17 protein-coding genes are annotated in these 24,568 nt (G+C 61.7%); 14 read left to right on the forward strand and 3 right to left on the reverse strand.

The genetic code is table 11. The annotated features are described in order from the left end of the window. The first annotated feature begins 68 nt into the window (after positions 1-68). From LAD35_RS02900 to LAD35_RS02940, 9 genes are all read left to right on the forward strand, one after another. On the forward strand, positions 69-1,676 hold the full coding sequence (locus tag LAD35_RS02900; protein ID WP_224151225.1) for a carboxyl transferase domain-containing protein: 1,608 nt from the start codon (positions 69-71) through the stop codon (positions 1,674-1,676). Between the two features lie 118 nt (positions 1,677-1,794). Then, positions 1,795-2,583, forward strand: coding sequence for an enoyl-CoA hydratase/isomerase family protein (locus LAD35_RS02905; RefSeq protein WP_224151226.1), 789 nt, complete (start codon positions 1,795-1,797; stop codon positions 2,581-2,583). A gap of 93 nt (positions 2,584-2,676) precedes the next feature. After that, entirely contained in the window at positions 2,677-3,453 is a 777-nt protein-coding gene (locus LAD35_RS02910) for a DUF4126 domain-containing protein (protein WP_224151227.1), read from the forward strand. A gap of 62 nt (positions 3,454-3,515) precedes the next feature. Continuing rightward, complete coding sequence (locus LAD35_RS02915) at positions 3,516-5,522, forward strand: acetyl-CoA carboxylase biotin carboxylase subunit (RefSeq protein ID WP_224151228.1); 2,007 nt, start codon at positions 3,516-3,518, stop codon at positions 5,520-5,522. Between the two features lie 65 nt (positions 5,523-5,587). Continuing rightward, positions 5,588-6,511, forward strand: coding sequence for a 2-hydroxyacid dehydrogenase (locus LAD35_RS02920; protein ID WP_224151229.1), 924 nt, complete (start codon positions 5,588-5,590; stop codon positions 6,509-6,511). A gap of 43 nt (positions 6,512-6,554) precedes the next feature. Further along, positions 6,555-7,466: a hydroxymethylglutaryl-CoA lyase gene (locus tag LAD35_RS02925; protein ID WP_224151230.1), complete on the forward strand. Its 912-nt coding sequence runs from the start codon at positions 6,555-6,557 to the stop codon at positions 7,464-7,466. Positions 7,467-7,659: 193 nt separating this feature from the next. Next, the gene (locus LAD35_RS02930) at positions 7,660-8,160 is read left to right on the forward strand and encodes a YbaK/EbsC family protein (protein ID WP_224151231.1); all 501 of its coding nucleotides are present in this window, start codon (positions 7,660-7,662) and stop codon (positions 8,158-8,160) included. Next, positions 8,157-8,462, forward strand: coding sequence for a DUF1289 domain-containing protein (locus LAD35_RS02935; RefSeq protein WP_224151232.1), 306 nt, complete (start codon positions 8,157-8,159; stop codon positions 8,460-8,462). The genes LAD35_RS02930 and LAD35_RS02935 overlap by 4 nt, the downstream gene beginning before the upstream one ends. A 68-nt stretch (positions 8,463-8,530) precedes the next feature. Further along, the gene (locus LAD35_RS02940) at positions 8,531-9,178 is read left to right on the forward strand and encodes a DsbA family protein (RefSeq protein ID WP_224151233.1); all 648 of its coding nucleotides are present in this window, start codon (positions 8,531-8,533) and stop codon (positions 9,176-9,178) included. A gap of 8 nt (positions 9,179-9,186) precedes the next feature. Here LAD35_RS02940 and LAD35_RS02945 read toward each other — a convergent pair whose 3' ends face one another. From LAD35_RS02945 to LAD35_RS02955, 3 genes are all read right to left on the reverse strand, one after another. Further along, the gene (locus LAD35_RS02945; protein ID WP_224151234.1) at positions 9,187-10,137 is read right to left on the reverse strand and encodes an IS481 family transposase; all 951 of its coding nucleotides are present in this window, start codon (positions 10,135-10,137) and stop codon (positions 9,187-9,189) included. A 124-nt stretch (positions 10,138-10,261) separates the two neighbouring features. Then, positions 10,262-11,983: a cation acetate symporter gene (locus LAD35_RS02950; protein WP_224151235.1), complete on the reverse strand. Its 1,722-nt coding sequence runs from the start codon at positions 11,981-11,983 to the stop codon at positions 10,262-10,264. Next, the gene (locus LAD35_RS02955) at positions 11,980-12,288 is read right to left on the reverse strand and encodes a DUF485 domain-containing protein (RefSeq protein ID WP_224151236.1); all 309 of its coding nucleotides are present in this window, start codon (positions 12,286-12,288) and stop codon (positions 11,980-11,982) included. Before LAD35_RS02955 ends, LAD35_RS02950 begins: the two co-directional genes overlap by 4 nt. A 277-nt stretch (positions 12,289-12,565) precedes the next feature. On the opposite strand from LAD35_RS02955, the gene LAD35_RS02960 reads away from it, so the two are divergent. From LAD35_RS02960 to LAD35_RS02980, 5 genes are all read left to right on the forward strand, one after another. After that, entirely contained in the window at positions 12,566-14,224 is a 1,659-nt protein-coding gene (locus LAD35_RS02960) for an MFS transporter (protein WP_224151237.1), read from the forward strand. Between the two features lie 308 nt (positions 14,225-14,532). Continuing rightward, complete coding sequence (locus LAD35_RS02965) at positions 14,533-15,546, forward strand: porin (protein ID WP_224151238.1); 1,014 nt, start codon at positions 14,533-14,535, stop codon at positions 15,544-15,546. Positions 15,547-15,874: 328 nt separating this feature from the next. Further along, positions 15,875-21,892 carry an excinuclease ABC subunit UvrA gene (uvrA, locus tag LAD35_RS02970; RefSeq protein ID WP_224151239.1) on the forward strand — a complete coding sequence of 2,006 codons (6,018 nt, stop codon included), beginning with the start codon at positions 15,875-15,877 and terminating at the stop codon, positions 21,890-21,892. 290 nt (positions 21,893-22,182) lie between these two features. Then, the gene (locus tag LAD35_RS02975; protein WP_224151240.1) at positions 22,183-22,878 is read left to right on the forward strand and encodes a response regulator; all 696 of its coding nucleotides are present in this window, start codon (positions 22,183-22,185) and stop codon (positions 22,876-22,878) included. Beyond that, a complete protein-coding gene (locus LAD35_RS02980) occupies positions 22,875-24,386 on the forward strand; it encodes a sensor histidine kinase (RefSeq protein WP_224151241.1) in 1,512 nt (503 codons plus the stop codon). Before LAD35_RS02975 ends, LAD35_RS02980 begins: the two co-directional genes overlap by 4 nt. Positions 24,387-24,568 lie beyond the last annotated feature (182 nt).

The following is a 24,568-nucleotide window of genomic DNA, read 5'->3' on the forward strand; positions in this document are numbered from 1 at the left end:
GACTATTCTGAAAGAAAACGCGATTCTGAAGAGAACGCTGGAACATTAGACTAGAAAAGAGGACAAGCATGAGCAAACTTGGTACACAGCTGAACGCCAGATCAGCAGATTTTCAGGCCAACGCACAAGCCATGCGGGCCGTGGTGGATGATCTGCGTGCCCAGGCTGCAAAGATAGCCCAGGGCGGTGGCGAGGCTGCGCGGGCCAAGCATGTGGGCCGTGGCAAGCTCCTGCCGCGTGACCGCGTGCAGATGCTGCTCGATCCCGGTACGCCTTTTCTGGAGCTGGCGCCGCTGGCGGCTCTCAACATGTACAACAACGATGCGCCCGGCGCAGGCTTGATTGCCGGCGTGGGCCGCGTCAGTGGCGTGGACTGCATGATCGTGTGCAATGATGCCACGGTCAAAGGGGGAACGTACTACCCGATGACGGTAAAAAAGCATTTGCGGGCGCAAGAAATTGCTGCGCAAAATCGCCTGCCCTGCATCTACCTCGTCGACTCGGGTGGCGCCAACCTGCCCAACCAGGACGACGTCTTCCCCGACCGCGAGCATTTCGGCCGCATCTTCTTCAACCAGGCCAACATGTCGGCCCAGGGCATTGCGCAGATCGCCGTGGTGATGGGCAGCTGCACGGCTGGTGGCGCCTATGTGCCGGCGATGAGCGATGAGTCCATCATCGTCAAGAAACAGGGCACCATCTTCCTGGGCGGTCCGCCGTTGGTGAAGGCCGCCACGGGCGAAGTGGTGAGCGCAGAAGACCTGGGCGGCGGCGATGTGCATACGCGCCTCTCGGGTGTGGCCGACCATCTGGCCGACAATGACACCCATGCGCTGGCGCTGGCGCGCAAGGCCGTCAGCCACCTCAACAAGGCCAAGGCCACCAATCCGGCGGACCGGGCGCCGCAGGCACCGGCCTATCCGGCCGAAGAGCTGTACGGTGTGATTCCGGTCGACACCCGCAAGCCCTTTGATGTGCGGGAGATCATTGCCCGCGTGGTTGACGGCAGCGACTTCGACGAGTTCAAGAGCCGCTTCGGCTCCACCCTGGTGTGCGGCTTTGCCCGCATCGAAGGCATGGAGGTGGGCATCATCGCCAACAACGGCATTCTGTTCAGCGAATCGGCGGTCAAGGGTGCGCACTTCATCGAGTTGTGCTGCCAGCGCAAGATTCCGCTGGTGTTCCTGCAGAACATCACCGGCTTCATGGTCGGCCGCAAATACGAAAATGAAGGCATTGCCCGCCATGGCGCCAAGCTGGTGACAGCCGTGGCCACGGCAAGTGTCCCCAAGTTCACCATCATCATTGGTGGCAGCTTTGGTGCCGGTAACTACGGCATGTGCGGCCGTGCGTATTCGCCGCGCTTCCTGTGGATGTGGCCCAACGCGCGCATCAGCGTGATGGGCGGGGAGCAGGCCGCCAGTGTGCTGGCAACCGTCAAGCGCGACGGCATCGAAGCCAAGGGGGGCCAGTGGAGTGCAGAGGAGGAAGAGGCTTTCAAAGCACCGATCCGCCAGCAGTACGAAGACCAGGGCCACCCCTATTACGCATCGGCCCGCCTGTGGGATGACGGGGTGATCGACCCCGCCGACACCCGCCGTGTGCTGGCGCTGGGTCTGGCTGCTACGCGCAACGCGCCGATTGAAGACACCCGGTTCGGCGTGTTCCGCATGTAAATTTTGGATGTTTCAGGCTGTTGGCACACGGCAGGTGTGCGCAGACGGTCCTGAAGCCATAGCAATTTTCTTGCAGATGTGAGACAGGCGCTGCCGCGAGGCAGCAGCGAGGACAACCATGAAAAGCACGTTTTTGACCGTGGAAGCCACCGGGCAGGTCGCCACCATCACCCTGACCCAGCCCGATGTGCGCAATGCCTTCAGCGATGCCGTCATCGCCGACATCACCAAGGCCTTCCAACTGGTGGGCCAGCAGGAGCATGTGCGCGCCGTGGTGCTGGCGGCCGAAGGCCCAGCTTTCTGCGCAGGTGCCAACCTGAACTGGATGCGCGCCATGGCCGACTACACGCGCGAGGAAAACCTGGTGGACGCCGGCAAGCTGGCCGAGATGCTGCGCGTGATCTACGAATGCGAAAAACCCACCATTGCCCGCGTGCAAGGCGATGTCTATGCCGGTGGCATGGGCCTGGTCGCCTGCTGCGACATGGCGGTGGCTTCCTCCAATGCAGGTTTCTGCCTCAGCGAGGTCAAGATTGGCCTGATTCCCGCCACCATCAGCCCCTACGTGATCCGTGCCATGGGTCCGCGCGCCTCGCACCGCTATTTTCTGACGGGCGAGCGTTTTGATGCCGCAGAGGCCCTGCGCATTGGCTTTGTGCACCAGGTGGTCGAGAGCGATGCGCTCGATGGCGCGGTGGACGGCCTGCTCAAGCACCTGCTGAGCGCGGGGCCCGCAGCAGTGCGAGCCTGCAAGAAGCTGGTGCTGGATGTGGCCGAACGCGAGATCAATGCTGGCTTGATCCAGGCCACGGTCGAAGGCATTGCCGACATCCGTGCCAGCGCTGAAGGCAAGGAAGGCGTGCAGGCATTCTTGAACAAACGCAAACCCGGATGGCTGGGAGGCTGATTCAGCAACAAATCGACCTTGGATGGCAGGCAGCAGGCGGTCGTTGGCGCTATAACCAGCGCGTTTGCTGATTCGATTTGAGGAGCCCGAACCATGGACATCTGGAACACCATCGTCAACTGGCTGCACGGCATTGGCGTGCATCTGGACAAGGACACGGCGCAAACCGTGGGGCAGGCGGCCGACCAGGTCGGCCAGGTGGCGAACCAGATGGGCCACGCCATGGCGCAGTGGGACTGGGGCCAGTTGATGGCACTGGCCGCAGCACTGGGCTGGGCCAGTGGTTTCCGGCTGTACGCCGTGGTTTTTGTGACGGGCATGCTGGGTGCAACGGGCTGGCTGCCGCTGCCCGGAGCTCTGACGGTGCTGCAGCAGCCAGTGATCCTGGTCATCAGCGGTGCGCTGCTGTTCGTCGAGTTCTTTGCCGACAAGATTCCGGGTGTGGATTCGGTGTGGGATGCGGTGCAAAGCGTGATTCGTGTACCCGCAGGTGCCGCATTGGCGGCCAGCGTTTTCGGTGCGGACAACGCCACCATGGCCACGGCCGCGGCGCTGATGGGCGGAACTCTGGCATTGAGCAGCCAGGTGGCCAAGACCACCACGCGCGCGGCCATCAATACCAGTCCGGAGCCCTTTTCCAACTGGGGTGCCAGCCTGGTGGAAGACGGCGCATCCATCGGCGCGGTGTGGCTGGCCATCAACCACCCGGTGGTGTTTGCCGTGGCGCTGGCCGTGGTGCTGGTGGTGATGTGGATTGTGACCTGGACGCTGTGGAAATTCTTGAAGGCCGTCATCCGCCGGGTGCGGCGCTGGATGGGCTATGACGAACCGGTGGTGCCGGCGACGAGCACCGATATGCAACGCTTTTGATGGTGCATGGCTGCCCCCCGAGGGCAAGCACATGTGGCTAAGAAATACTGAGGAGATTTTTTATGTTTACCAAGATTTTGATCGCCAACCGCGGTGAAATCGCCTGCCGCGTGGCGGCAACCGCCCGCCGCGTGGGCATCAAGACCGTGGCTGTGTATTCGGATGCCGATGCGCAGGCCAAGCATGTGGCCGCCTGCGATGAATCAGTGCATATCGGCGGCTCGGCCCCCAAGGACAGTTACCTGCGCTGGGAACGGATCATCGAAGCGGCCAAGGCCACGGGTGCGCAGGCCATCCACCCCGGCTACGGTTTTCTGAGCGAGAACGAAGACTTTGCTGCCGCGTGTGCGGGCGCTGGCCTGGTGTTCATCGGCCCACCCGCTAACGCCATCCGCGCAATGGGCTTGAAGGCCGAATCCAAGCAGTTGATGGAAAAGGCGGGCGTGCCATTGGTGCCCGGCTACCACGGCGCGGGCCAGGATCCGGCCATGCTGCACAAGGAGGCAGACCGCATTGGTTACCCCGTGCTGATCAAGGCAAGTGCTGGCGGTGGTGGCAAGGGCATGCGCCTGGTGGAAAAGACCGAAGACTTTGCGGCGGCGCTGGAATCGTGCAAGCGCGAAGCCATCAACAGCTTTGGCAACGATGCCGTGCTGATCGAGAAATACGTGCTGCGCCCACGCCATATTGAAATCCAGGTATTTGGCGATACCCATGGCAACTGTGTCTACCTGTTCGAGCGCGACTGCTCGGTGCAGCGCCGCCACCAGAAGGTGCTGGAAGAGGCGCCCGCGCCTGGCATGACCGAAGCCCTCCGCAAGCAGATGGGCGAGGCGGCTGTTGCCGCTGCCAAGGCCGTGGGCTATGTGGGAGCTGGCACGGTGGAGTTCATCGTCGAGCAGCCCGGTGGCTACGACCAGCCAGAAGCCATGAAGTTCTACTTCATGGAGATGAACACCCGCCTGCAGGTGGAGCACCCGGTGACCGAGGCCATCACGGGCGAAGACCTGGTGCAGTGGCAACTGTTGGTGGCCAATGGCCAGCCGCTGCCCAAGCAGCAGGGGGATCTGAAGATCATCGGCCACGCCATCGAAGCGCGTATCTGCGCTGAAAACCCCGAAAACAATTTCCTGCCCGCCACCGGCACCTTGCATGTCTATCGCAAGCCCGTGTGCAGCAGTTTTGCCATCAGCGATGTGCGCATCGACGATGGTGTGCGCGAAGGCGATGCGATCAGCCCGTTCTACGACAGCATGATCGCCAAACTCATCGTGCATGGACAGGACCGCGCGCAGGCATTGGCGCGCCTGGACGCAGCGCTGGCGGCGGTGCGCATCGTGGGCCTGCAGACCAACGTGCAGTTCCTGCGCCATATTCTGGCCACGCCGTCGTTTGCACAGGCCAAGCTCGATACTGCGCTGATCCAGCGCGAAGAGGCACGCCTCTTCAAGCGCCGCACCCTGGGCGTGGACACGGCCGCAGCTGCCGCTGTGGTGGCGGAGCTGTTGCTGGAGCGCGCTGACGAAACCGCAGACCCATTCAGCCGTCGCGATGGGTGGCAGTCGCACGGTGTGACCGAGCGCCGCTTTGATTTCGAGTTTGGCGGCGACAAGCTGCAGGCCGCATTGCGCTATGAGCCCAGCGGCCTGGTGCTGACGGTGGGTGATGCCAGCGGTCCGCTGCAATTCACGCCGAATGGCGAACTGGTGGAGTTGCAGTTCAACGGACATCGCGACCAGATCCAGACCTGGCAGCAAGGCGAAGTGGTGCATGTGTTTGCACCGCGTGGCGCTGCCGAGATCACTGCCATCGATGCGCTGGCCCACGCGGGAGACGCAGGCAGCGAAGGCGGGCGCCTCACCGCTCCGATGCCCGGCAAGGTTGTATCGTTTGCCGTGAAGGCGGGCGACAAGGTGAGCAAGGGCCAGCCCCTGGCCGTGATGGAGGCCATGAAGATGGAGCACACCATTGCCGCGCCTGCCGACGGCGAAGTGGTGGAGTTGTTGTTCGTTCCCGGCGACCAGGTGACCGAAGGCGCCGAGTTGCTCAAGCTCAAGGCTGCTGAGTAAGAGCGGCGTGCCTCCTGCCTCGTGGATGACGGGGCAGGGCGCTTTTCTATGCTGAAATGCAGGCCATGAAGATCGTCGTCTATTCCGAAGGGGGCAACCCCGCAGCCTGGCTGGCTGCCATTGCCCAGCATATTCCGAACTCGCAGGCCTGGGCCTGGGCTCCTGGCGCACCGCAGGCCGATTACGCGCTGGTGTGGCGCCCGCCGCAGCAAATGCTGGATGAGCAGGGCGCAGGGCTCAAGGCACTTTTCAACATGGGTGCCGGCGTGGATGGCTTGCTGCAGTTGCAGCTGCCCGCGAATGTGCCCGTGGTGCGGCTGGAGGACGCAGGCATGGCGGTGCAGATGGCCGAGTATGTGTGCCACGCGGTGATCGACCATTTCCGAAGCCTCGGCCAATACCGCGCGCAACAGCTGGCCGGCGAGTGGAAACTGGCCCCACTTCGCATGCGCAGCGATTTCCCGGTGGGCATCATGGGCCTGGGCGTGTTGGGTGACCGCGTTGCCAAGGCGGTGGCACAGTTTGGCTTTCCGGTGCTCGGCTGGAGCCGTTCTGCCAAGCAGATCGACGGTGTACAGACGTTTAGCGGCGCGGAGCAATTTGCGGATTTTCTGGGGGGCACGCGCATCCTGGTCAATCTGCTGCCGTTGACGCCAGAGACAGAAAACATCATCGACAGCCAACTGCTGGGGCAACTGCAGCGCGGCGCGTATGTCATCAATGTGGCTCGTGGCGGGCATTTGGTGGAGGCGGATCTGTTGGCCGCTATCGACAGCGGTCAGGTGGCCGGGGCGATGCTCGATGTGTTCCGCACGGAACCATTGCCGGCGGACCATCCATTCTGGCGCTGCCCGCAGATCAGCATCACGCCGCATGGCTCCGCCCGCACCTTGCCGGAGGAGACCTTGCAGCAGATTTTGCGCAAGCTCCAGGCTTTTGCTGCGGGAGAGCGTGTGACCGGTGTGGTGTATGCCGACCGTGGATATTGAACGCAATTGTCTGAACCTGATGGAAAAGAAACAAGGAGCACCCATGGCTACCTATCCCAAGCAAGTCAAGATCATCGATGTGGGCCCCCGCGACGGCCTGCAGAACGAGAAATCACCCGTGCCTGCCTCGGTCAAGATCGAGCTGGTGCACCGCCTGCAGGATGCCGGTCTCAAGGAGATCGAGGTCACCAGCTTTGTGTCGCCCAAATGGGTGCCGCAGATGGGCGACAACGCCGAGGTGATGGCTGGTGTGCAGCGGAGGGCGGACGTGCAGTATTCGGTGCTCACGCCCAACATGAAGGGGTACGAGGCCTCCGTCGATTCCCAACCTGACGAGATCGTGGTGTTTGGTGCGGCGAGCGAGGCCTTTAGCCAGAAGAACATCAACTGCAGCATTGCCGAGAGCATTGAGCGCTTTGCGCCGGTGGTGGCTGCAGCCAAGGCCGCAGGCATTGCGGTGCGAGGCGCCATGAGCTGCACTGTGGGCTGCCCTTATGAAGGCGAGATCGCTCCATCGCGCGTCGCCTACCTCGCAGAGCTGATGAAGGGCATCGGCGTGGAACGGGTCGATGTGGCCGATACGATTGGCGTGGGCACGCCGCTGAAAGTGCAAAAGGCAATCGAGGCGACCCTGCCGTATTTTGATGTGGACCATGTCTCTGGACACTTCCACGACACCTACGGTCAGGCGCTGTCCAACACCTTGGCGGCATTGCAGATGGGTGTCTGGAACTTCCAGTCGTCCATTGCAGGCCTGGGCGGTTGCCCTTATGCCAAGGGCGCCACGGGCAATGTGGCAACCGAGGATGTGGTCTACATGCTGCACGGCATGGGCATCGAGACCGGCATTGATCTGGACAAGCTGGTCGATGCTGGCATCTTCATCAGTGATTTCCTGCAGCGCAAGCCCAATTCGCGCGTGGCGGTGGCGCTGATCAACAAGCGGGCTGGCTGATGTGGCCTTGGCCGCAAAGGTGTAACGCAAAGCCCGCCCTGTGCAGTGCGGGCTTTGTTTTGAACGAAATGCGGTTGCAGTGCTTCATCAATGGGTGCTGATAGCTATCAAAAATGAAGTGTATTGCCATGGTCGCTGCGGCAGTGAAGGCAGGGCGGCACAATCTGGGCATCAAGACCAAGGAGCAAGAACCATGTGTGGAGCGGAGTTGAAGAGCCTGCCTGAAGGCGTGCAGCGTGTCGCCAGGGTGCTGCAGGACAAGGGCCATCCGCATGCGCCACAGATGCTCAATGACGCGGCGCGCACGGCACAGGAAGCCGCCGATGCACTGGGTATCGTGGTGGGGCAGATCGCCAAGAGCATCATCTTCCGGCGCAAGAGCGATGACGCCTGTGTGCTGGTGATTGCCTCCGGCGACCGGCGCGTGGACGAAAAGAAGGTGGAGGCGCTGATTGGCAAGGTAGGCAAGGCCGACGCCGACTTTGTGAGGGAACGCACGGGGTTTGTGATTGGCGGAGTGTCGCCCGTAGGGCACGCCAGCGAACCTGTCACCCTGATCGACCGCGATCTGTACCGCTTTGCTCAGGTATGGGCTGCCGCAGGCCACCCTTATGGCGTATTTCCGCTCGCTCCTCAGGATCTGGAGAAACTGACCGGCGCGCCGGTGGCTGACGTGGTGAAGGATGCGGCATGACCGAGTTGGATGACAAACTGGCCGAGCCGGTATATACCAATGCGCCTTTGGCGGCGCGGACCAAGCTGGTCCGGGCGAGCGGCGCATTTGCGGCGGGGTATGACGATGTGGTGCCTTCGCCGTGCGTGTCGGTCTGCAAAATGAATGCAGACCGCAGCCTGTGCCTGGGATGCTACCGCTCGATTGACGAGATCCGTGCGTGGTCCAAATCCGATAACGCAGGCCGCTTGCAGATGTGGCAGCAACTGCTGGCGCGCGCAGGCCTGGGCCACGATGGGCGTGCCCTGCCGAAGGACGAATAGACCCAGTAGGCGCGCAATGGCGCAGCCAAACAAAGTCGTGTTGTGACTGTGATGGTAGAGAGAATCGTATGAAGACCATTGATTTCTATCTGGATTTTGTCTCACCCTACGCATGGCTGGCGTTTCATGCGCTGCCCAAGGCGTTGCAAGGCCACAGCGTGCACGTGCGTTATACCCCAGTGTTGCTGGGGGCCTTGCTGCAGCAGCACAACAACCCTGGTCCTGCAGGTATCGCAGGCAAGCGTGAATGGACCTATCGCCATGTCAGCTGGCTGGGGCACTCGCTCGGCTGTGGCCTGGATATGCCTGCGCAACACCCATTCAACCCTTTGCCGCTGCTGCGTCTGGCACTGCGTACCAGCCACGACGGCCATATCAACCGCTTTACCGCCGACGCCATCTTTCGCCATGTGTGGCTGGGTGGCGCTGCTGCACTGGATGCCGACCGTCTGCAGGCGCTGGAGTTGCAGTTGGCAGAGCAGATCAAGAAGGATGAGGGCGCTGATCAACGCGCCAAGGACCTGTTGCGTCGCAATACCGATGCTGCTGTGGCGGCTGGCGTTTTTGGGGTGCCCGCCGTGGCTGTGGATGGCAAGCAGTTCTGGGGGCTGGATGGACTGCCAATGCTGACGGCCTACCTGAATGGCGACGCCTGGTTTGCGGGCAATGAATGGGACAGCGTCGCGAACCGGCCATCGGGGCTCAAGCCCGCCTGATCCGGCCCTTAGATGTTCAGTCCCGGCATTTGATGGATCGGATCTATCTTGAACCGTTCAGGTTCGGATGTCCACTGTTTGCAGATGAATTCGTAGGGTGTCAGGCCTTTGAGGGTCTTGAGCCTGCGGCCGAAGTTGTATGCATCGATGAAGTTGGCGAGGTGCTGCCGCAACTGCGCGTGATCGTCATAGTGGAAGCGCTTGACGGTGGCTTCCTTGATGGTCCGGTTCATTCGCTCGACCTGCCCATTGGTCCACGGATGCTTGACCTTTGTGAGGCGATGTTCGATACCGTGTTCCTCGCAGACTCGACCAAAGATGTGCTGGAAGGCGTACCGGTCTGAACTGCGGTTGGCAAACTGAATGCCGTTATCGGTGAGCACCGTATGGAGGGTGTACGGCACCGCTGCGATCACATTGCGCAAGAACTGCGCCGCAGTCATCTTGTCAGCCGAGGGATGGAGTTCGGTGAGTGCGAACTTGGACGTCCTGTCGATGGCCACGAAGAGATAGAGCTTGCCCTCGACTGTCTGCACTTCGGCGATGTCGACATGGAAGTAGCCAATGGGGTAGCTCTTGAACCGCTTCTTGGCTGGCTTATCGCCCTGCACCTCGGGCAGCCGCGAGATACCGTGCCGCTGCAAGCAGCGGTGCAGAGACGAGCGCGTCAGATGCGGGATAGTCGGCTGCAGCGCGTAGAGACAGTCATCCAGCGGCAGCATGGTATGCCTGCGAAAGGCGACGATCGCTGCCTCATCCTCAACGGACAAAACGGTGGAGCGCGGCTGCCTGGGCCCTGTCGGCAGATCGGTGACCGAAGGCCGATTCTTCCACTTCGCCACCGTCTTCTGATTGATGCCATAGCGTGCAGAAAGCGCTCTCAGGCTCTCTTGACTATGTTGTATCGCTCGACGGATCGCCTCCGTCGTTGTGGCGCTGCCGTGCAGAACCTGGCCCATAGTGCTTCCTTCCATTCATGAGAGAAGATTGCACCATTAAAATCTGGGACCATACATCTTATTGCCAAAGATCAGACATGAAAAAACCGGGCGAGCCCGGTTTTTTGTGGATCGATGGTTGCCATCAGTGCCCGGAGGCACCCGCTGCACCCAGGCCGGTTTCGGAGCGCACCTGCTGCGCGGCGAATGCATCGCGTTCCTTGGCTGCCTGGGCGCTCTTGTCCAGCACCGAGAACAGCCAGACGCCGACGAAGCCGATGGTCATCGAGAAGAGTGCGGGCGAGGTGTAGGGGAACCAGGCCGAGCCCTTGGGGTAGCCCAGCGTTGCTTCCCACACCGAGGGCGAGACGATGGTGAGCGCCACTGATGAGATCAAGCCCAGAAAGCCGCCGATCACCGCACCACGGGTGGTGCAGCCCTTCCACAGCACCGACAGCAGCAGTACCGGGAAGTTGGCCGAAGCCGCCACCGCGAAGGCCAGTGACACCATGAAGGCGATGTTCTGCTTTTCGAACACGATGCCCAGCAGCACCGCGATGATGCCCAGGGCCAGGGTGGTGATGCGGGAGACGCGCAGCTCCGAAGCGCTGTCAGCCTTGCCATGCTTGAATACGGTGGCATACAGGTCGTGCGAGACGGCAGAGGCGCCCGACAGCGTCAGGCCAGCAACGACCGCCAGGATGGTGGCGAAGGCAACGGCCGAGATGAAGCCGTAGAACACATCGCCGCCCACGCTCTTGGCTACCAGCACGGCTGCCATGTTGGCGGTGCCGGCGCCGCCCTTGATCACACCCTTGGCGGTATCGGCCAATTCAGGGTTGGTCAGTACCATGGTGATGGCGCCGAAGCCGATGATGAAGATGACGATGTAGAAATAGCCGATCCAGGTGGTGGCCCAGAACACACTCTTGCGCGCTTCCTTGGCATCAGGCACGGTGAAGAAGCGCATCAGAATGTGGGGCAGGCCCAGCGTGCCGAACATCAATGCCATGCCGAAGCTGATGGCAGAGATCGGGTCCTTGATGAAGCCGCCCGGCCCCATGATCGACAGGCCCAGCTTGGCAGCCAGATCGGGCGCCGCGCCGCCATTGGTGGCAATCTCGGTCTTGACGCGCACGCCGTCGGCAAACAGCTTTTCGAGGCTGAAGCCATAGTGGGCCATGATCATGAAGGCCATGAAGGTGACGCCCGCCAGCAGCAGGCAGGCCTTGATGATCTGCACCCAGGTCGTGGCCGTCATGCCGCCGAACAGTACGTAGATCATCATCAGCGCGCCTACCAGCACTACGGCGATCCAGTAGTCCAGGCCGAACAGCAGCTTGATCAGCTGGCCGGCGCCCACCATCTGGGCAATCAGGTAGAAGGCCACCACCACCAGCGTGCCGCTGGCCGCAAAGGCGCGGAACGGGCCTTGCGCAAAGCGATAGCCCGCCACATCGGCAAAGGTGAATTTTCCCAGGTTGCGCAGCCGCTCGGCCAGCAGGAAGGTCAGGATCGGCCAGCCCACCAGAAATCCGATGGAGTAGATCAGTCCGTCATAGCCGCTGGCCATGACCGATGCCGAAATGCCCAGAAAGGATGCGGCCGACATGTAGTCACCTGCGATGGCGAGGCCATTCTGGAAGCCGGTGATGCCGCCGCCAGCGGTGTAGAAGTCAGCTGCCGACCGCGTCTTGGACGCTGCCCACTTGGTGATCCACAGCGTTCCTGCTACGAAGGCCACGAAGAGGATGATGGCCGTCCAGTTGGTGGCCTGTTTGGCGGTTTCGCCGACATCGCCGCCAGCGGCATGTGCGGCACCTGCCATGGCCAGTGCAGCGGGAAGAATGAGATTGCGGATGTTCATTGGGCGACGTCCTTGAGGATTTGCTGCGTCATGGCGTCGTACTCGGTGTTGGCGCGCCGCACATAGATGCCGGTGATGAGGACGGTGAAGATGATCACGCCCAGGGCAATGGGGATGCCCAAGGTAGTGACGCCTGTGCCCAGGGGCTTGGCGAGGAATTCCTTGTCAAAGGCGATGAGCCCGATATAGCCGTAGTAGACGACCAGCATCAGGATGGTGAGCGTCCAGCCGAAGGCATTGCGCTTGCGCTTGAGTTCCTGGTACCGGGGATTGGCTTGGATTTTGGCAACGACGGGGTCGTTCATGTTGTGTCTCCAATGAGTGGACCGCATGGGGCGCAGCAATTGAATTGCTGCGTCCATTGGATTCTGGAAAGTACAACTGACGAACCGCTTACGAACCTGCCCGGGTTCGCCCCTGCAACAGGTGGGCTGCGGGTAAGTCCTGATGAAAAAAGAATGTTTGTAACTGGGTGTGAGATGTTTTTGTAAGGAGTTAGTCAGCAATCGTCCGGATAGTGCATCTCGGGCGATGCCCCGTTGCGTTGTCCACCCTAGCGACAGAAAAATTCAGGAGACATCTATGGCAACCAGTGCAGCAGCACGGCCGATGACGAAGGAAGAGCGCAAGGTCATCTTCGCCTCGTCACTCGGTACCGTTTTTGAGTGGTACGACTTCTATCTCTACGGTTCACTGGCGGCCATCATCGCCAAGCAGTTCTTTTCGGGGCTCGATCCTACTTCTGCCTTCATTTTTGCGCTGCTGGCATTCGCCGCAGGCTTTATCGTGCGGCCGTTCGGCGCGCTGGTGTTTGGCCGCCTGGGGGACATGATCGGTCGCAAGTACACCTTTCTGGTCACCATCCTGCTGATGGGCGCCTCGACCTTCATCGTCGGTATCCTGCCCAACTACGCCAGCATTGGCGTAGCCGCTCCCATCATCCTGATCGTGCTGCGCATGCTGCAAGGTCTGGCATTGGGTGGCGAGTATGGCGGCGCGGCAACCTATGTGGCCGAGCATGCGCCGCATGGCAAACGGGGCGCCTACACCTCATGGATTCAGACCACGGCAACGCTGGGCCTGTTCATGTCGCTGCTGGTGATTCTGGGCACACGCACTGCAATGGGCGAGCCTGCCTTCAATGACTGGGGCTGGCGCATTCCGTTCCTGGTGTCGATCGTCCTGCTGGGTGTGTCGGTGTGGATTCGCATGACCTTGTCGGAGTCGCCCGCGTTCCAGCGCATGAAGGCGGAAGGCAAGACCTCCAAGGCACCTCTGAAGGAATCCTTTGGCCAGTGGAAGAACCTGAAGATCGTGATCCTGGCGTTGGTGGGGCTGACTGCTGGCCAGGCGGTGGTTTGGTACTCCGGTCAGTTCTACTCGCTGTTCTTCCTGACGCAGCAACTGAAGGTGGATGCAGTGACCGCCAATCTGATGATTGCCGTGGCCCTGCTGATCGCTACGCCGTTCTTCGTGATCTTTGGTTCGCTGTCCGACAGGATCGGCCGCAAGCCCATCATCATGGCTGGCTGTCTGCTGGCGGTGCTGACCTATTTCCCCGTGTTCAAGATGCTGACCGAAGCGGCCAATCCGGATCTGGCAGCGGCGCAGGCGAGGAACAAGGTGGTGGTGGTGGCCAATCCGGCCGAATGCTCCTTCCAGTTCAACCCCACAGGCACCTCCAAGTTCACCAGCTCCTGCGACGTGGCCAAGCAGTTGCTGGCTGCCAACTCGGTGAGCTATGAAACCGAAGCGGCGCCTGCTGGCACGGCTGCGGTCATCAAGATCGGCAACGATGTGATTCCGAGCTACAGCGCAGCGGGCCTCCCAGGCGATGAGCTGAAAGCCAAGGACGCGGCTTTCAAGAAGGCCGTGGCGGAAACCCTGGCCAAGGACGGCTACCCCACCAAGGCAGACCCTGCCAAGATGAACAAAGTGCTGATGGTGGTGCTGCTGACCTACCTGGTGATTCTGGTAACCATGGTGTACGGGCCGATTGCAGCCATGCTGGTGGAAATGTTCCCGACCCGCATCCGCTACACCTCCATGTCGCTGCCCTATCACATCGGCAATGGCTGGTTTGGCGGGCTGTTGCCTACCACGGCGTTCGCCATCGTGGCGCAGACTGGCAATATGTACAACGGGCTGTGGTACCCGATCATCATTGCCGGTATCACCTTCGTGATCGGAACGCTCTTCATCCGCGAAACCAAGGATGTGGATATTTACGCAGACGACTGATCTGCTTTCAAACAGGCGGTATTGGGAAGGCGCGAGAAGTGCCTCCTGATGCATACAAGAACAGCGCCTTCGGGCGCTGTTTTCATTGCGGCACCTTGCTGAGGACGTTTCTAATGGTTAATACTAGGAATGTCATCAAACTGTGGTAGCAACGCGTCACTCTTCCAAAAACACTCTGACAAATCACTGGCTTCCTCAGGCCTCCCGCCTAAAATTTGCAAGCTATGCAAAGCAATGCGTCAATCTGTATCTACAGTTGCCGCCTGTGCGATGCACAAAAATTCAATAACCCATCTCCCGAGGACTCTATGCGCACCCTGAACCGTTTGATGATTGCAGGCCTGGCAATTGCCGGCTCCACCGCCGCTCTGGCTCAAAGCAGCGTACAAGTGTATGGCCGTATCAACACCACAGTGGAACGCCAAAAGGCGGGTGACGAAACGACCACGGGTCTGTACAACAACTCGTCGCGTATCGGTTTCATGGGCACGGAAGACCTGGGTGGCGGCCTGAAGGCTGGCTTCGTGCTGGAATCGGGTTTTGCCTCGGATACCGGCGCTGGCAACTCGGGCGGCGGCATGAGCTTCAACCGTCAGAGCGAAGTGAATCTGTCGGGCAACTTCGGTCAGATCCGTCTGGGCCACTGGACGCCTTCTTCGTACTTCGCTACGGCCGACTACATCAGCATGCACAACCACGACACGGGTTCGTCGGCTGATGCCTTCTACGCCTATGTGTCGAACGACGGCAAGTCGCCTTCCTACATCTCCAACGGTGTTGCGTACAAGACGCCTACCTTCGGCGGCTTCAACGTGGAAGTGGCGACGGGCCTGTACGAAAAGAACGCGCAGTTCGGCAACAAGAACCTGTACGACGTGGCCGCCAACTATGAAAACGGCCCTCTGGCACTGGGCGCTGGCTACACCAAGCTCGACAACTCGCAGCAGTTCGCGATCCGCGGCTTCTACAAGATTGGCTCCAACATCCTGCTGGGCGGCTACGTGCAGCGCAGCAAGAACATGGGCTTTGACCAGGTCTTTGGTGCCGACACCGGTACCCGCACTGCATATCGCCTGTCGGGTGCCTACCTGCTGGGCAACAACGAGTTCCACCTGAACGTGGGCAAGGCCGGCAAGATGAAGAACGTGGAAGACAGCTCCGCGCTGCAGTACACCCTGGGCTACAACTACAACCTGAGCAAGCGCACCAAGGTGTATGGCTACTACACCAAGGTCAACAACAAGGCTGGTGCTTCGTACATGACCGGCACTGCCGGTGCCGATTTCAGCTCCTTCGCTGTCGGCGTGCGCCACAACTTCTAAGTTGCCTGGGCGGCAGAAAGCCGATCCCCAAAAAACCCGCATTCTCAGGAGTGCGGGTTTTTTTATGTCCCGGTGTTCAGTGGCTCAGTGGGGATTACTCTCTGAATCTGTAAATATGTACAGTGGTTTTTAGGGCTTTGGTACAGGTCTGCTGCGCGTGCCGGTGAACTCCCTAGAATGGTTGCTCTTGGCTTTTTTGGTCTTGTACAGCCGTGCATTCCGATCTGCCTCCGCGTTGCTGCACGCTGCTTTTTCAGGTGGATGGCCAGCACGGGTGTCGGGTTGCTTGTGGGAGGCTGTGCTCCGTATTACTGGGTAAATCATCGGTATGGCACAGGAAAATATTCGCATCCGTGGTGCGCGTCAGCACAACCTCAAGAATCTGGATCTGGACATTCGCACGGGTGAATTGACGGTGGTGACGGGCCCGAGTGGCTCGGGCAAATCGAGCCTGGTGTTCGACACTCTGTATGCCGAAGGCCAGCGCCGCTATGTCGAGACTTTCAGTGCCTATGCGCGCCAGTTTCTCGACCGCATGGACAAGCCCGCTGTAGACAAGGTCGAGGGCGTTCCCCCCGCCATTGCCATCGACCAGACCAACCCCGTGCGCAGCTCCCGCTCCACTGTGGGCACGATGACGGAGCTGAACGACCACCTGAAGTTGCTCGTGGCGCGTGCAGGCCATCTGTTTGATCTGCAGACCGCGCTACCGGTGCAGCATGACAGGCCGGAGAGCATCTATGAACAGCTGGTGGCGCGCACGCAGGCCGATGATCCGCGCATCGTGATCACCTTCCCGGTCGAGCTGCCTGCCAATACCAGTGCCGAGCAAGTGGAACAGTGGTTGTCCGCCAGCGGTTTTACGAAGGTGCAGGCTGAGCGTGAAATAGATGCTCCAGCACACAATAGCCAAGCGCAGGATGCTATCAAAAAGAAAGCAAGCGCCGTCAAGACCAAAGTGGCCAAGGCTGGCAAGGGAGACGCAGCGCCGGAGCGCGTCAAGGTGCTGGATGTGGTGGCCGACCGGTTCCGCATCAGCAAGGCAGAGAAGGCGCGGGTGATCGAAGCCATTGAAGTGGCGCTCAAGCGCGGCAGCGGCGTGATGACGGTGTACACGATGCCGGATGCCGAAGAGGTGGCCGAAGCCCGGGAGCCCGTGCTGTGGAAGTTTTCCTCCGGCCTGCATTGCCCGGAAAGCGGTCTGCGCTACCGCGAGCCGATCCCGTCGATGTTCTCGTTCAACTCCGCCGTGGGTGCCTGCGAGGCCTGCCGGGGATTTGGCCGGGTGATTGGTGTGGACTGGGGTTTGGTCATCCCGAACGAAAAGTTGACGCTACGCACCGGTGCCATCAAGCCGATCCAGACCCCGGCCTGGAAGGAGATCCAGGACGATCTGATGCGCCATGCCGAAGCGCACGGAATACCGCGCGACACTGCGTGGGCCAAGATGACGGCCGAGCAGAAGGACTGGGTCATCAACGGCGAAGCGAGCTACAAGGAAGGCAACTGGAGCCGCCAGTGGTACGGTATCCGCCGCTACTTCGAATACCTGGAAACCAAGGCCTACAAGATGCATATCCGCGTCTTGCTGTCCAAATACCGCAGCTATACGCCATGTCCCACCTGCGGCGGTGCCCGCCTCAAGACGGAGAGCCTGCTGTGGCGGGTGGGCAGCAAGCAGGATGCCGATGTTGCCTTGCCGCCCGCCAAGCGCTTCATGCCGCGCGGTGTGGGCTGGACGCGTGCGCAGTTGGAGAATTTGCCGGGCCTGAGCCTGCACGACCTGATGCTGCTGCCCATCGAGCGTCTGCGCGATTTCTTTGCGAGCATGGACATTCGTCGCAGCAATGATGGTGATGCGCAAGCTCTGAAGCTATTGCACGAAGAAATCACCAACCGCCTCAAATACCTGTGCGATGTGGGCATCGGCTACCTGACGCTGGATCGCCAAAGCCGTACCCTCAGCGGTGGCGAGGTGCAGCGCATCAACCTGACGACGGCGCTGGGCACATCGCTGGTCAACACCTTGTTCGTGCTTGATGAGCCTTCCATCGGGCTGCACCCGCGTGACATGGAGCGCATTACCGTGGCCATGCGGCGCCTGCGCGACGCGGGCAACACCTTGGTGGTGGTCGAGCACGACCCCGCTGTGATGTTTGCCGCCGACCGCATGATCGACATGGGCCCGGGCCCTGGCGAAAAAGGCGGCCAGATTGTTTTTGATGGCACCACCGCCGAGCTGCGCCGGGCCGATACCTTGACCGGCGCTTACCTGGGTGGCCGCAAGCAGGTTGGCATGGGTGCCAAGCGGATGGTGACCGAGAGCACGCCGCGCCTGATTCTGGAAGGCGCGACCGAGCACAACCTGCAGAACGTGTCGGTGGATTTTCCCCTGCAGCGCATGGTCGTCGTGACGGGAGTGTCAGGCTCGGGCAAGTCCACGCTGATCCAGGACGTGCTGGCGCCTGCGTTGATGCGCCATTTTGGCAAGCCGACCGAATCGGCTGGCGCGCATGAGCGCCTGCTTGGTGCTGATCATCTGGCCGATGTGGTGTTTGTAGACCAATCCCCCATTGGCAAGACTGCGCGCTCCAACTCCGTCAGCTATGTAGGCGCATGGGACGCCATGCGCGAGCTGTTTGCCACGGCACCCCTGTCGCAGCAGCGCGGCTACACCGCATCCAAGTTCAGCTTCAACAGTGGCGATGGGCGCTGCCCAACGTGTGGCGGCTCGGGTTTCGAACATGTGGAGATGCAGTTCCTGTCGGACGTGTACCTGCGCTGCCCCGATTGCAATGGCCAGCGCTACCGGCCCGAGATTCTGGAGGTGCGCATCGAGCGGGATGGTCGACTTATGACCGTGGCCGATGTGCTGGAGCTGACCGTGAGCGAAGCTGCCACCCTGTTTGCCAAGGACCGCGACGTGATCCGTGCGCTGCAGCCGATTGTGGATGTGGGGCTGGAGTATGTGAAGCTCGGCCAGCCCGTGCCTACGCTCAGCGGCGGTGAGGCACAGCGCCTCAAACTTGCCGGTTTTCTGGCAGAAGCCGCGAAGAGTGCATCCAAATCCAGGCAACCGGTGGCCAAGAAGGGTACGCTGTTCCTGTTCGATGAGCCCACCACGGGTCTGCACTTTGAAGACATCGCCAAGCTGATGCGCGCACTGCGCAAGCTGCTGGAGGCGGGCCACTCGCTGATCGTGATCGAACACAATCTGGACGTGATCCGTGCCAGCGACTGGCTGATTGACCTGGGCCCGGACGCGGGCGACAAGGGTGGCCTGGTGGTGGCCGAGGGCACGCCCGAAGAGGTGCGCAAATCCGGCACCTCGCACACGGCGCAGGCCTTGCGCGACTACGAGATTGCCATGGCGGGCGGCACCGCAGCCGCCGCGCTGGAGAAATCGCACAGCGTGCAGGAGGCCAAGGCGCTCTATAAAGTAGAGCGGGAAATGCATGCCAGCGGCGCGCAGACGGCCAAGAATGCCATCGAAATCGTCAACGCCAAGGAGCACAACCTCAAGCACCTCTCTGTCGATATTCCGCGTGGCAAGTTCAATGTGGTGACGGGCGTGTCCGGCTCGGGTAAATCCACCCTGGCTTTCGACATCCTGTTCAACGAAGGCCAGCGCCGCTATCTGGAGTCGCTGAACGCCTATGCGCGCTCCATCGTGCAGCCCGCAGGGCGGCCCGAGGTGGATGCGGTCTACGGCATTCCGCCGACCGTGGCCATCGAGCAGCGGCTCTCGCGCGGAGGACGTAAATCCACGGTGGGCACGACGACCGAGGTCTGGCATTTTCTGCGGCTTCTGTATGTCAAGCTCGGCATCCAGCATTGCACCAAGGACGGTGCCGCCGTGCAACCGCAAACCCCGGAAAGCATTGCCGCGCAGCTGATGTCGCAGTATCGCGGTCAACTCATTGGCCTGCTGGCGCCGCTGGTGGTGGCGCGCAAGGGTGTGTATACCGAGCTGGCGGATTGGGCGCGCCCACGCGGCTACACGCATTTGCGTGTGGACGGCCAGTTCCTGCCGACCACGGGCTTTCCACGGCTGGACCGCTTCAAGGAGCATACGGTGGAGCTGCCGGTGGCCAGCATCAAGGTCACGCCGGATAACGAAGCGCTGCTGCGCGAAAAGCTCACCGCTGCACTGGAGCTTGGCAAGGGCGTGCTGCACGTGCTCTCGGCCATCGATACGCTCGAATCCGCCATGCAGGCCGGTAGCGATACAGCGGCGATTGGTAAGCTACAGGTGTTTTCCACCAAGCGGGCCTGCCCGGTGTGCGCCACAAGCTACGCTGAGCTGGATCCGCGCCTGTTCTCATACAACAGCAAGCATGGCTGGTGCCCCGATTGCGTGGGCACCGGAGTCAAACTCACCAAAGAGCAGCGCAAGGTGTATGACGATTCAGTCATGGCCGAAGACAACCGGGGCCGCGAGCAGAGCTTTGAAGAACCCGAGGCCGAAGATGTGGGCGAAACCGTCTGCCCCACTTGCCAGGGTACGCGCCTCAATGCCACAGCGCGTGCAGTGCTGTTTCATGGCAAATCCATTGCCGACATTGCGCAGCTGTCGGTGACCGATGTGCGCCTGTGGGTGGAGAGCCTGCAGTCGGCAGGGCGCATGACCCAGCGAGAAAGCGATATCGCGCGCGATCTGGTGCCTGAAATCCACAGCCGCCTGGCGTTCCTGGAAGAAGTCGGCCTGGGCTACCTGACGCTTGACCGTGGCGCACCCACGCTTTCCGGCGGCGAGGCGCAACGCATCCGGCTGGCCGCGCAACTGGGCAGCAATCTGCAAGGCGTGTGCTATGTGCTCGATGAGCCCACTATCGGCCTGCACGCCCGTGACAACCATATCCTGCTCAATGCCCTGCACAAGCTGGGTGACAAGGGCAATACGCTGGTCGTTGTGGAGCACGACGAAGACACCATCCGGCGCGCTGACCACATCATCGACATCGGGCCCAGCGCGGGCAAGCGCGGCGGCCACCTGGTGGCGCAAGGCTCTGCTGCCGATGTGATGGCGGCAGCCGATTCGCAAACCGGCCGCTATCTGCTGCATGCGATGCGGCATCCGTTCCAGCCGCGCAGGCTGGTGGCGGGGGTGGTAGAGGCAACGCCTGCCTTGATGGCTGCAGGCGCAGGCGAAGCAGGCGCAAAGCCCAAAAAACGCACGAAAAAGCAGATGGCCGCGGACGCTGCAGCCGCGTTGGCTGCCGACAGCGCACAGGCCAACGCAGCGCTGGCAGCACCGGCGCGCGCGGATGATTCCGCGCCGCTGCACTGGCTGACGGTGCTGGGCGCCAAGCTGCACAACTTGCAGAACGTCCAGGTTCGCGTGCCGCTCAAGCGGCTGGTGGCGGTTACGGGCGTATCGGGTTCGGGCAAATCCACACTGGCGCGCGATGTGCTTCTCAGCAATGTGGCGGCCTGGGTGGGCCAGCGCTCCACCAAGGCCGGGCGCGATGAAATGGATGCCGGCAAGGCGCCAGCGCTGGTAGGCTGTACGGGCCTGCAAGGCTTTGAAGGCATCGACCGTGTCCTGGAAGTGGACCAGACCCCGATCGGCAAGACGCCGCGCAGTTGCCCGGCGACCTACATCGGCTTTTGGGACACCATCCGCAAGCTCTTTGCCGAGACCTTGGAGGCCAAGGCCCGTGGCTATGCTGCCGGGCGCTTCAGCTTCAATACCGGAGAAGGCCGTTGCCCCGGCTGCGAAGGCCAAGGCATGCGCACCATCGAGATGAGCTTTTTGCCCGATGTGAAAGTGCCTTGTGAAATCTGCCACGGCGCGCGCTTCAACCCTGAGACGCTGGCCGTCACCTGGCGGGGCAAGAGCATTGGCGAGGTGCTGCAGATGGAAGTTGACGAGGCGGTGGAGTTTTTTGCCAGCATGCCGAGCATTGCGCACCCGCTGCAACTGCTCAAGGATGTGGGCCTGGGCTACCTGACGCTGGGACAGCCTTCGCCCACCTTGAGCGGCGGCGAAGCCCAGCGCATCAAGCTGGTGACCGAGCTCACCAAGGTGCGTGACGACATCACCCGGCGTGGCAACAAGGTGCCGCATACGCTGTACGTGCTGGACGAACCCACCGTCGGTCTGCACATGGCAGATGTGGACAAGCTCATCAAGGTGCTGCACCGCCTGGTCGATGGCGGCCACAGCGTGGTGGTGATCGAACACGATCTGGATGTGATCGCCGAAGCCGACTGGGTGATCGACCTGGGCCCGGAAGGCGGCAAGGACGGTGGCCGCATTGTGGCCACGGGCACTCCGGAAGATCTGGTTCAGATTGGTACGCACACTGGCAAGGCGTTGGCTCCCGTGCTGGCTCGCACCTAGAGCGCACAGGGCACGGATGGCAGGTTTTCAGGCTGCGCTCCTGGCTGACAGGGCGCAGCGCTGTATTGTGGGCACAATGGGGAGCCCTTTTGCGATGCAGCCGAGGTACGTATCATGACCATAGACCCGAAGCACCCGGGCCAGCCGCCCATACAAGACCCGCCACCGCAGCCCGTGCCGCCGCCGGTTCCTGTTCCCGGGGTGCCGGAGCCCATCGCGGATTGATGCGGGTGGGCGCCGCCGTATGATGCGGTGGTTATTCGATCTCCCCGGAAATCTACAACACCACCATGCGCATACTGCTGATTGAAGACGAGCTGGAAATGGCGAACTGGCTGGGGCGGGCGCTCAGGCAGTCCAATATTGGCGTAGAGCATGCGCACAATGCAGCGGTGGCCACCACACTGCTGCAGGATGGCAGCTTCGATGTGGTGGTGCTGGATCTGCAACTGCCAGACCAGCACGGCTTTGACTGGCTGTCTGCCGTGCGTGCCCGTGGCAACCGTGTGCCGGTGCTGGTGTTGACTGCCCAGGGAGCGGTGCAAGACCGCGTGGAAGGCCTGCACCGTGGTGCGGATGACTATCTGACCAAGCCCTTTGAACTGGCCGAACTGGAAGCGCGGCTTGCTGCGTTGCACCGGCGCAGCCAGGGCCGGGCGCAACCACAGGTGGAATGTGGATCGCTGCGGTATGACGGCAACCATGGCACTTTCTGGTTGGCCAATGCCGTGCTCAGCCTGACGCCGCGCGAACATGCGGCGCTGGAAGGCTTGGTGGCGCGCATCGGCGCGCCTGTGGGCAAGGCACGGCTGGCGGCCAAGGTATTTCCGCAGGAGAGCGCGGTTGGCCCCGATGCCATTGAGCAGGTGCTGCACCGACTGCGCCGTAAACTGGCGGGCAGCGATGTGCACATCGTGACGGTGCGCGGGCTGGGCTATATGCTGGAGCCTACCCAGAATCTGCTGAGTGGCCCGCTTGCACCATGAACTGGCGTGGGCTGCGTTGGCGGCTGCTGTGGGTGCTGGTGCCGGTGCTGGTCGCCCTGTTTGTATTCGACAGTTGGCGTGATTCGGCCAGCCTCAGGCGCGAGCTTGACAGGGCCTATGACCAGAGCCTGCTGGAGCCCGCGCAGGCATTGGCCGACAGTCTGGGATGGGACGAAGAGGGGGCTGTCACGCTTACGGCACCATTTCATATCATCTCGATGTTCGAAGCCGTCAACGGCCAGCACAAGTATCTGCGCGTGGCAATGCAGGCGTCCGACGGCAGCCGTCAGCGCGTGCTGATGGGAGCGGCTTCGTTTCCGCCACCCCCCGATACCAGCGGCTCGCCTCCGCATGATTTCACGCACGGGGCCGATGGAGACCGCCGCTTCTACAACGCCAATGTCAGAGGCCAGCCGGTGCGCGTCGCAGCATTGTTGCGGGTGGTGCATGACCGTAATGGCCAGGAGTGGCGTGTGCTGATCCAGACGGCGCAAGACACCAAGCGCGTGAGCGGCGTGTTGCAAGACCTTTTGTGGGAGACGCTGTGGCGTGACGCGCGCACCCTGGCGGTGCTGGTACTCGTCGTGTGGTTTGGCATCGGCTGGGGGCTTCGCCCTCTGCGGGCCTTGCGCCGCACCATCCGCGAGCGCGGCAGCGATGATCTGCAGCCGCTGGATACGAGCCATGTACCTGCCGAGGTGCGGCCGCTGGTCGACGCGATGAACGAACACCTGGCCCAGCAGCGCGAGGCCTTGCAGGCGCAGCGCCAGTTTCTGGCAGATGCCTCGCACCAATTGCGCACGCCGCTGGCCATCATGACCACACAGGCTGGCTATGCGTTGCGTGAGAGCGACCCCGCCGCCATTCGCACCAGCCTGCTGAGTATGCGGCAGCAACTGCAGCGCAGCCGCCGGGTTGCGGAGCAACTGCTGTCCCTGGCCAATGCCAGCCAGCCTGCGCAGGAGGCGCTGCAGCTGCAGTACTGCGATGTCAATGCAGTCGCCCGCGAGGTGGTGCTGGCGCATTTGCCGCTGGCGCTGGAAAAGCAGCAGGATCTGGGCTTTGTCGATGCGCGCGGCGAAGATTTTGACCCGGACGATGCGCCACAGGGCGCTCCTGGGCTAGTGGCGCCTGTCGCAGCCAGCGGCAATGCCTTGTACGAGTTGCTGGCCAATATCGTGCATAACGCGATTCTCTATACCCCGGCAGGCGGCCGGATCAGTGTGCTGGTACAGGTGCAGGCCGAGCAGGTGCGGGTGCTGGTGCAGGACAACGGCCCGGGAATTGCCGCTGCGGACCGTGAGCGTGCGTTTGCACGCTTTGAGCGATTGCCGTCCAGTGCCGCAGGTGTGCAGACGACCGGCTCTGGCCTTGGACTGGCCATTGCGCGCACCTATGCGCGGCGCATGCATGGTGATGTGTTGCTGGCCGACGGCGAGGGTGGTCGCGGGCTCGGCGTTTGCGTGCTTTTGCCACTGGCTCGGCCTGTCATGGGCAAGCTTTCATGAAACTGACAATTTCTACGTAGATATACGTATTTTGGGGATCGGCTCCGCATTTGGCAGCAGTTTGGAAGGTTCGTTTTCTAGACTTTCCAACGAAATTGCAACAAAAAGGAGACGAAGATGCTGCATGCATGGTCTGCGCCCCACGCGGCGCAACTGCGGGGCTTGCCCGCCAGGGGGCTGCT

The sequence above is a fragment of the Comamonas odontotermitis genome (assembly GCF_020080045.1).
Taxonomy (GTDB): Bacteria; Pseudomonadota; Gammaproteobacteria; order Burkholderiales; family Burkholderiaceae_C; genus Comamonas; species Comamonas odontotermitis.

Excerpts from the sequence above, each read along its gene's own strand:
- LAD35_RS02900 (WP_224151225.1), top strand. The coding sequence starts at position 69 with ATGAGCAAACTTGGTACACAGCTGAACGCCAGATCAGCAGATTTTCAG.
- LAD35_RS02905 (WP_224151226.1), top strand. The coding sequence starts at position 1,795 with ATGAAAAGCACGTTTTTGACCGTGGAAGCCACCGGGCAGGTCGCCACC.
- LAD35_RS02910 (WP_224151227.1), top strand. The coding sequence starts at position 2,677 with ATGGACATCTGGAACACCATCGTCAACTGGCTGCACGGCATTGGCGTG.
- LAD35_RS02915 (WP_224151228.1), top strand. The coding sequence starts at position 3,516 with ATGTTTACCAAGATTTTGATCGCCAACCGCGGTGAAATCGCCTGCCGC.
- LAD35_RS02920 (WP_224151229.1), top strand. The coding sequence starts at position 5,588 with ATGAAGATCGTCGTCTATTCCGAAGGGGGCAACCCCGCAGCCTGGCTG.
- LAD35_RS02925 (WP_224151230.1), top strand. The coding sequence starts at position 6,555 with ATGGCTACCTATCCCAAGCAAGTCAAGATCATCGATGTGGGCCCCCGC.
- LAD35_RS02930 (WP_224151231.1), top strand. The coding sequence starts at position 7,660 with ATGTGTGGAGCGGAGTTGAAGAGCCTGCCTGAAGGCGTGCAGCGTGTC.
- LAD35_RS02935 (WP_224151232.1), top strand. The coding sequence starts at position 8,157 with ATGACCGAGTTGGATGACAAACTGGCCGAGCCGGTATATACCAATGCG.
- LAD35_RS02940 (WP_224151233.1), top strand. The coding sequence starts at position 8,531 with ATGAAGACCATTGATTTCTATCTGGATTTTGTCTCACCCTACGCATGG.
- LAD35_RS02945 (WP_224151234.1), bottom strand. The coding sequence starts at position 10,137 with ATGGGCCAGGTTCTGCACGGCAGCGCCACAACGACGGAGGCGATCCGT.
- LAD35_RS02950 (WP_224151235.1), bottom strand. The coding sequence starts at position 11,983 with ATGAACATCCGCAATCTCATTCTTCCCGCTGCACTGGCCATGGCAGGT.
- LAD35_RS02955 (WP_224151236.1), bottom strand. The coding sequence starts at position 12,288 with ATGAACGACCCCGTCGTTGCCAAAATCCAAGCCAATCCCCGGTACCAG.
- LAD35_RS02960 (WP_224151237.1), top strand. The coding sequence starts at position 12,566 with ATGGCAACCAGTGCAGCAGCACGGCCGATGACGAAGGAAGAGCGCAAG.
- LAD35_RS02965 (WP_224151238.1), top strand. The coding sequence starts at position 14,533 with ATGCGCACCCTGAACCGTTTGATGATTGCAGGCCTGGCAATTGCCGGC.
- uvrA (WP_224151239.1), top strand. The coding sequence starts at position 15,875 with ATGGCACAGGAAAATATTCGCATCCGTGGTGCGCGTCAGCACAACCTC.
- LAD35_RS02975 (WP_224151240.1), top strand. The coding sequence starts at position 22,183 with ATGCGCATACTGCTGATTGAAGACGAGCTGGAAATGGCGAACTGGCTG.
- LAD35_RS02980 (WP_224151241.1), top strand. The coding sequence starts at position 22,875 with ATGAACTGGCGTGGGCTGCGTTGGCGGCTGCTGTGGGTGCTGGTGCCG.